The 7,765-nt window shown below is 59.2% G+C and carries 8 protein-coding genes; 7 read left to right on the plus strand and 1 reads right to left on the minus strand.

Features of this window, described 5'->3' with window-relative positions; genetic code table 11:
- The first annotated feature begins 193 nt into the window (after positions 1–193).
- From AC2FNU_RS14135 to AC2FNU_RS14165, 7 genes are read left to right on the plus strand one after another with little or no spacing between them, the layout of a single operon-like run.
- On the plus strand, positions 194–1,408 hold the full coding sequence (locus AC2FNU_RS14135; RefSeq protein ID WP_496789507.1) for a glycosyltransferase family protein: 1,215 nt from the start codon (positions 194–196) through the stop codon (positions 1,406–1,408).
- Positions 1,405–2,652 carry a glycosyltransferase family 4 protein gene (locus tag AC2FNU_RS14140; protein WP_496789510.1) on the plus strand — a complete coding sequence of 416 codons (1,248 nt, stop codon included), beginning with the start codon at positions 1,405–1,407 and terminating at the stop codon, positions 2,650–2,652. The genes AC2FNU_RS14135 and AC2FNU_RS14140 overlap by 4 nt, the downstream gene beginning before the upstream one ends.
- Positions 2,652–3,728: a glycosyltransferase family 4 protein gene (locus AC2FNU_RS14145; RefSeq protein ID WP_496789512.1), complete on the plus strand. Its 1,077-nt coding sequence runs from the start codon at positions 2,652–2,654 to the stop codon at positions 3,726–3,728. Before AC2FNU_RS14140 ends, AC2FNU_RS14145 begins: the two co-directional genes overlap by 1 nt.
- Entirely contained in the window at positions 3,725–4,309 is a 585-nt protein-coding gene (locus AC2FNU_RS14150) for a histidine phosphatase family protein (protein ID WP_496789513.1), read from the plus strand. Before AC2FNU_RS14145 ends, AC2FNU_RS14150 begins: the two co-directional genes overlap by 4 nt.
- Complete coding sequence (locus tag AC2FNU_RS14155) at positions 4,306–5,448, plus strand: glycosyltransferase family protein (RefSeq protein ID WP_496789515.1); 1,143 nt, start codon at positions 4,306–4,308, stop codon at positions 5,446–5,448. Before AC2FNU_RS14150 ends, AC2FNU_RS14155 begins: the two co-directional genes overlap by 4 nt.
- Entirely contained in the window at positions 5,445–6,200 is a 756-nt protein-coding gene (locus tag AC2FNU_RS14160) for a polysaccharide deacetylase family protein (RefSeq protein WP_496789516.1), read from the plus strand. Before AC2FNU_RS14155 ends, AC2FNU_RS14160 begins: the two co-directional genes overlap by 4 nt.
- Before the next feature lie 10 nt (positions 6,201–6,210).
- Complete coding sequence (locus AC2FNU_RS14165) at positions 6,211–6,687, plus strand: class I SAM-dependent methyltransferase (protein ID WP_496789519.1); 477 nt, start codon at positions 6,211–6,213, stop codon at positions 6,685–6,687.
- Here AC2FNU_RS14165 and AC2FNU_RS14170 read toward each other — a convergent pair.
- Positions 6,688–7,765 (minus strand): alpha-D-ribose 1-methylphosphonate 5-triphosphate diphosphatase (locus tag AC2FNU_RS14170; protein ID WP_496789521.1); only part of this gene is annotated, 1,078 nt, incomplete at its 5' end.

The following is a 7,765-nucleotide window of genomic DNA, read 5'->3' on the forward strand; positions in this document are numbered from 1 at the left end:
ACGATCCTGTTCCGATCTTCTCCAAGCTTTGGTGCGATATGTCGCTAATTCGTCAATATGCTGTTGCCAAATCGCAATGCTTGGAACATTTGCAGGGGCGCTTTTCCGCCTTTGGCAAGCACGACCAGAAAATATACGATAACGCTTGCAAACGCGCGGATTTCGCATCGAGATCAAGAAGACGGGCAACTCTATGAGCCTAGGCACAACCACCTCCAAACCGGACCGCGCGCCGCGTATCCTGTTTTACAGCCACGACACCTTCGGTCTGGGCCATTTGCGCCGGTCGCGGGCTTTGGCCGCGGCGATCACTCAGGCCGACCCGGGTGCGTCTGCGCTTATCCTGACCGGTTCTCCGGTGGCAGGTCGTTTTACTTTTCCTCGCCGCGTCGATCACGTGCGATTGCCTGGCGTGACCAAGCGCGCCGATGGATCCTATGCCGCGCGCACAATTGGTATGGGCATTGATGAAGTGACCGAGCTGCGCTCGGGTCTGATTCAGACAGCCGTTCAGCAATTCGACCCCGATGTGCTGATCGTCGACAAAGAACCAACCGGTTTCCGCGGTGAACTGTTGCCAACGCTGACCTATCTGGAACGCAACTGCGGCACAAAACTGGTGCTGGGGTTACGGGATGTTCTGGATGAACCCGAGATGCTGGCCGCCGAATGGGCGCGCAAAGAAGCTGTCGAGGCGACTGAGCGTTTTTATCATGAAATCTGGGTCTATGGCTTGAAGTCAATCTATGATCCCACCCAGGGCTTGCCGCTCAGTGCTGCTGCCCAATCCCGCATTCACTGGACAGGATACCTGCGTCGGGATCTGGGCCCGGTTGGTGAGCCGCCCGAGCAGCCCTATATCCTGATCACCCCGGGTGGGGGCGGGGACGGCAAGGCAATGGTGAACCTCGTCCTGTCCGCGTATGAAAAAGATCCAAACCTGTCTCCGCGCGCCGTTCTGGTGTATGGCCCGTTTCTGTCGGGCGAACTGCGCGAGGACTTCGAAACGCGTGTTGCTGCACTGAACGGGCGCGTGACGGCAGTAGGCTTTGAATCCCAGATCGAAACCCTGTTTGCAGGGGCGGAAGGCGTCGTATGCATGGGCGGGTACAACACGTTTTGCGAAGTTCTGTCCTTCGACAAACGCGCCGTCATCGTCCCGCGCACCACGCCCCGGCTGGAACAGTGGATTCGCGCCTCTCGCGCAGAAGAGTTGGGCCTTGTCAAAATGCTGGACGAACACCGTGACGGCCTGACACCCGAGGCGATGATCGCCGCGATCCGCAACCTGCCCGAACAAGCCCTGCCCTCGCAAGCCATTCAGACCGGTTTGCTGGACGGATTGGATTATGTCACCGATCGCATTGACAGCCTGCTGACCTGGGAACAGGAACGAGCCACCGGATGACCGCAGATTCTCCGACGCTGGCGGTTGTGGTCAAAGGATGGCCGCGACTGTCCGAAACATTCATTGCGCAAGAGCTTGTAGCACTGCAGGACGCGGGCCATCGGTTCGACATTTGGTCGCTGCGCCACCCGACAGATACCAAACGCCATCCCTTGCACGACCGTTTTACCGGCCAGGTCCATTACTTGCCGGAATACCTTTATGAAGAGCCGCAGCGAGTGTGGGCCGCGCGCGCGGTTGCGCAAACCATGCCGGGCTACGCCGAAGCCTATCGGATCTGGCGGCAGGATTTGCGTCGCGACCCAACACCAAATCGCATCCGGCGCTTTGGGCAAGCCTGCGTTCTGGCCGCTGAACTACCCGCCGAAGTTCTCGGGCTTTACGCGCATTTCATGCACACACCGTCGTCTGTTGCCCGCTATGCGGCCATCATGCGCGGATTACCGTGGAGCTTTTCAGCCCACGCCAAGGACATCTGGACATCGCCCGAATGGGAAAAGCGTGAAAAGCTGCAGGCCGCAACACATGGGGCCACGTTCGGGGCCACCTGCACAGCCATTGGGGCTGAGCATCTGCGGGGCCTGGCGGATGATCCCAATCGCATGGACCTGATCTATCACGGGCTTGACTTGTCGCGGTTTCCGGACCCGCCGACCCGCATATTGCGCACAATTGAAAGCCCATTTCATATGATCTCGGTTGGGCGACTGGTTGAGAAAAAGGGGTTCGACCGGCTGATCGCGGCTTTTGCCCTTCTGCCGGACACTCTGGACTGGCATTGGACCCATATCGGTGGCGGCGGTTTAGGCGATGCTTTGCAGGCACAGGCGAATGCCACTGGCATCGGTGATCGCGTCACGTGGAGAGGTGCCTGCGATCAGCCCGAGGTAATCGATGCGATGCGAAAGGCAGATCTCTTTGTTCTGCCCAGCCGTATCGCGGAAGATGGCGACCGCGACGGGTTGCCGAATGTGTTGATGGAGGCAGCATCTCAGCTGTTGCCCATCCTGTCGACGCCTGTGTCGGCTATCCCGGAGTTCATTGAAACGGGAACGCATGGCATATTGTCGGACGACGACCCGGCCGCATTGGCGGCAGCCGTCGAAGCATTAGCCAGCAATCCGCAACAGGCGTCTCAGATGGCGCGCGCCGCTTATGATAGGCTGATTGCCGAGTTTCGGATGGACCCGGGAATCGCGCAGTTGTCCAAACGTCTGAACGCCATGTGCATGGAAGACGCATGATGGCACGGGTCGCATTTTATGCACCAATGAAGTCTCCCAACAGCCCGACCCCCTCGGGCGACCGCGAAATGGCGCGGAACCTGATCAAAGCCCTCAAAGCCGAAGGCGACAGGGTCGATCTGGTGTCGGACCTTAGAATCTATGACAAGAGCGGCGATCCGGACCTTCAACACGCCTTGCGCGGCGCGGCAGAAGAAGAAGCACAACGGTTAATTTCCGACCTGCCCTCGGATACGGCTTTGTGGGTCACGTATCACAACTATTATAAGGCCCCTGATTTGTTGGGGCCGCAGGTCTGCAAGGCCCGCGGCATTCCCTATGTTCAGTTGGAAAGCACCCGTGCATCCAGCAGGCTAAATGGCCCCTGGGCCGGTTTCGCCGCCGCTGCACATCAAGCCTGCGATGCAGCTGATGTCATCTTTTATCACACCGCCAACGACCTGATCACATTGGAACGGGATCGCTTTGGCGATCAGGCTTTGGTAGAGCTGCCTCCATTTCTGCCGCAATCCGAGCTGCCCCCTGCAACAAGCGGGGAAGGTCCGATGCTGACCGTTGGCATGATGCGACACGGGGACAAGCTGGCCTCTTACCAGATCTTGGCCGAAGCGCTTTCGCATCTGGCAGATGAGTGGCGGCTGCACATTGCCGGAGATGGGCCTGCGCGATCAGAAGTCGAGGCCATTATGGCCCCGTTCGGAGAAAAGGTCAGCTTTCTGGGCCAACTCGACCGCGATGCGCTGCAAGCGGTCTACGAACAAGCCTCTTTGCTGGTTTGGCCCGGTGTGAACGAAGCTTATGGAATGATCTACCTTGAAGCACAGGCAGCAGCCTTGCCGGTGCTTGCACAAGATCGACCGGGCGTGCGGGATGTGCTGGCCCCTGCAACTTACCCATCAGTTGACGATGGGGCGCAAGGCATTGCAAAGCGTCTGCAAACCCTGCTGGAGGACGCGTCACTGCGCCGCTCCCTTGGCGCGGCTGCGCGCAACTATGTGGCTGACCGTCATCTTATGCCACAAGCGACTGCCCGCCTTTGGGCAACTCTCCGCCCCTTATTGAAGGATGCGCCATGACCAAGCTTGCGCTGCTTCGCCACGGACACACACACTGGAACCGTGCCGGTCAAATACAAGGCCGCAGCGACATTCCTCTCGACGATGCTGCACGAACGGAATTGGCAGGCTATCGCCTGCCGGACAGCTGGGCACAGGCTGATATCTGGTCCAGCCCATTACAACGCGCCTATGAGACGGCACAGATCGTCTCGGGTCGTAGCCCGCAGACATCAGACGCTCTGACCGAGATGAACTGGGGCGCTTGGGAGGGTCAGCGCGGCGTTGATCTGATCGCGGACACAACAAGCGGCTACAAGCATATCGAAGATTGGAGTTGGGATTTCCGGCCGCCTGACGGAGAAAGCCCGGCAGATGTGCGGGAACGGCTGCGTCCGTGGTTGTCCGCGATGCAAAACGATACGGTCGCTGTCTGCCATATCGGCATTATGCGGGTCATTCTGGCCCAAGCCTGGGGTTGGAATTTCGAAGGACCTGCCCCCTTCAAGATCAAACGCAATCGGCTGTATATCGTCGATATGAACACCATGACCGCTGACCCCGATCCCATACGCCTGCCAAAACGCGAGACCTTGCCATGAAGGTAATGATCATTGTCACGCACCTGCTGGGAACAGGGCATCTCAGCCGCGCTTTGACCCTTGGCCGCGCGTTTCGGGATGACGGGCATGAGGTTATGGTTGTGACGGGCGGAATGCCTGCACCTCAGTTGGACAGCAGTGGGTTGACGGTGTTTGGCTTGCCCCCTTTAAGGTCGGACGGCACCAACTTCACCCGCTTGCTGACAGAAACTGGTGAAGAGGCGGATGCCGCTTATCATGAGGCACGGACGGCGGCTCTGGTTCAGGCCGTAAAAACGTTCCAGCCGCAGGTGCTGATCACCGAACTTTATCCCTTTGGACGCAGATCGCTGGCCGCCGAGTTCGACGCAGCGTTGAGCACAGCAACTAAGCTGCCGGTACGTCCGGTTATTCTGGGGTCGATCCGGGACATTCTGGCCCCGCCCTCGAAACCTGCCAAAGCAGAGCGCGCGGACGACATCGTAAACAAGTATTATGACGGCGTACTGGTCCACTCGACCGAAAGCGTGACGCCTCTGTCGGTCAGTTGGCCGGTGTCAGATCAACTGGCAGGCCGGTTGCACTATACCGGCTTTGTTGCGCCGGAATTGCCCCAACCTCAACCGGACTTGGTAGGTGAAGGTGAAATTCTGGTCAGCGCCGGTGGCGGGTCCGTGGGGCAGCCGATCTTTCGTGCGGCCATCGAGGCCGCCCGCCAGATGCCCAACAGGCGCTGGCGCCTGTTGGTCGGCGGGACGGATGCAAAGGCACGGATTGCCGAACTGTCGGAACAGGCCAAAGGCACCTCAGTCATCCTTGAACCTGTGCGCCCGGATTTTCGCCAGATGTTGCCACTTGCGGCAGCGTCGGTCAGCATGTGCGGCTACAACACCGCCATGGATATTCTGCAAAGCGGAACACCTGCGATTTTTGTCCCATTCGATGATGGCAAAGAGGTTGAGCAAGGTCTGCGCGGGCAGAGCCTGTCCGGGCTGTCCGCAATCGAAGTTCTGGAAAGTCAGGCCCTGAACGGAACCGCCCTAGCCGAAGCTGTGAAACGGGTTGTTGATGATGGTCCTCGCGCAAAACAGGATTTCGGATTTGACGGCGCCGCCCAAAGCGTACGCATCGCCAAACGCCTGTTGGAGCAGCGTGCATGACCCCCGACTGGCACCCTCTGGACGCCGAGCTGGATCACTGGCGTGCGTCGGGTTTGTCATTTCCACTCTGGTGGCGTGACGATGACGCCGTCGCTCCGACGCCACAGTTGGACCAATTGGCTGGTCGGTCTGCGGAATTGGGCCTGCCGGTTCATCTGGCCGTCATCCCCCACGACGCGACCCCGGCATTGGCCGAGTATGTTGCGGACCGACCCTCGTTGATCCCTGTAGTACACGGCTGGTCACATGCTAACCACGCGCCGGAGGGAGAGAAGAAGGCCGAGTTCCGTCTCAATCGACCGCTGGAGCAGATGGTCGACGACGCAAAGTCAGGAATGGCACGTCTTGGTGATCTTTTCGGTGATACCGTGCGGCCTATGTTTGTTCCTCCATGGAACCGCATCGCGCCTGAGATGGTTGCACAACTTCCCTCTCTGGGCTTCCGCATTCTGTCCACGGCAACGCCCCGCAAAATACGCCTTTCCGCACCGGGACTTGAGCAGATCAACACGCATCTTGACCCGATTGATTGGCGCGGCACACGCAGTCTGATTAACCCCGATATCCTGATCGCGCAGACAGTTGATCTGTTGCGCGACCGGCGCGAAGGACGCGCAGACAACGCTGAACCATTTGGCGTATTGACCCATCATCTGGTCCATGATCAGGACATTTGGACCTTTACCGAGGCCCTGCTGCGCAAATTGTTGAACGGCCCGGCCACGATCTGGGTCGCGCCTAAGAACGAATAAGGACACCACCATGAGCCGACTGGATTCCATGCTGCGCCGATTGACGGCTCAACGTGACGGTTTGAACTGGGCTGCCCAGCGAGTCAGTGGCCAAGCGGGCGATGTGCTGGACATGGGTCTGGGCAATGGCCGGACCTATGATCACCTGCGTGAAATCCTGCCAGAGCGCCGGATCTGGGTGATGGACCGGGTCCTGCAATGCCACCCGGACAGCACCCCTCCGGCCGAAGATTTCCTGCAAGGTGAGGCCGAACCAATGCTGAAGAAACTGGCGGCAGACGGGCATAAGATCGCGTTGGCACATTACGATTTTGGTCGTGGAATCAAACAGGAAGATGTGGCAGAAGCCGCGCGGCTCAGCCCATTGATCGCGCAGGTCATGCAGCCCGGCGGTTTGCTGATTTCCGGTCAGCCCCTTGTCGGCTTTGACCAGATCAAAGGGCCCGAGACGATTGCCCCGGACCGATACCTGTTCTACACCGCCTGATTACGCCACACGCCGACCGCGCGCCCAAACCGAATTAAGCGCAGGAACCCCGGCCCGCATCCGGAAACGGATGACATCTGCTCGGGCACCGGCGCGCAACTCTCCCCGGTCTTCCAACCCTGCGGCTTGCGCGGGGGCCAGGGTGACGGTTTTCATCCCGCGCGCCATATCATCCCACATCTCGCCCAGCATGGCAGCCGACAACAACAGGGCCGACGGCACATAATCCGATGACATGATGTCCAGATGCCCAAGTTCGGCCAAATCCCGTGCAGCGACGTTGCCCGAATGCGAGCCGCCGCGAATAATGTTCGGCGCGCCCATCATGACCTTGATGTCGTGATCGTGACAGGCCCGCGCGGCTTCGACCGTTGTAGGAAACTCAGCTAGCCGAATGCCGTGACCTGCGGAAATTTTCACCTGATCTTCGGTTGTGTCGTCATGACTGGCCAGAACCGCCCCAAAGCGGCGCGCGGCCTTAACGGTCTCAACCTCATGCACATCGCCGTTACGGTCGCGAAGGCCCTTTAGCTGGGCCACATGCTGTAGGAACGTATCATCGTCCATCGCATGTTTGCCTTTCATATACGCCTCAAGCTTGGTCATGTCGCGAAACTGCCGTTGTCCGGGCGTGTGATCCATGATGGACACAAGACCAACCCGGTCCTCTGGCCCAAATTCTTCCAGCTCTTCTACCAATGTCTCGGAACACACTTCGGCCCGCAGATGCAGGAAGTGGCTTATCTTCAGCGCATCCTGTTCCCGCAAATCCCACAGTTCCTGCGACAGGCCACGGGCGTACTTTCCATAACGCGCCGCCCCTGACGGGATCGATCCGACCCGCATGGCATCAAAAACGGTCGTGATACCAGTGCTGGCCAACTCCGCGTCATGCGCAAGGATCGCAGCGGCATGAGGCCAATCCACCCTTGGCCTGGGTTGAATGTGGCGTTCAAGGTTATCAGTGTGCAATTCGACGAGACCAGGGCTGACATAGTCGCCTTCGCAGTCGATTGCACCACGCGGAACCGCGTTTCCAGTGTCGATCTCGGCGATAGTCTCGCCCACAATCCGAACG

It is taken from the genome of Ruegeria sp. BHSB064 (genome assembly GCF_059613205.1).

Excerpts from the sequence above, each read along its gene's own strand:
- AC2FNU_RS14135 (WP_496789507.1), top strand. The coding sequence starts at position 194 with ATGAGCCTAGGCACAACCACCTCCAAACCGGACCGCGCGCCGCGTATC.
- AC2FNU_RS14150 (WP_496789513.1), top strand. The coding sequence starts at position 3,725 with ATGACCAAGCTTGCGCTGCTTCGCCACGGACACACACACTGGAACCGT.
- AC2FNU_RS14155 (WP_496789515.1), top strand. The coding sequence starts at position 4,306 with ATGAAGGTAATGATCATTGTCACGCACCTGCTGGGAACAGGGCATCTC.
- AC2FNU_RS14145 (WP_496789512.1), top strand. The coding sequence starts at position 2,652 with ATGGCACGGGTCGCATTTTATGCACCAATGAAGTCTCCCAACAGCCCG.
- AC2FNU_RS14165 (WP_496789519.1), top strand. The coding sequence starts at position 6,211 with ATGAGCCGACTGGATTCCATGCTGCGCCGATTGACGGCTCAACGTGAC.
- AC2FNU_RS14140 (WP_496789510.1), top strand. The coding sequence starts at position 1,405 with ATGACCGCAGATTCTCCGACGCTGGCGGTTGTGGTCAAAGGATGGCCG.
- AC2FNU_RS14160 (WP_496789516.1), top strand. The coding sequence starts at position 5,445 with ATGACCCCCGACTGGCACCCTCTGGACGCCGAGCTGGATCACTGGCGT.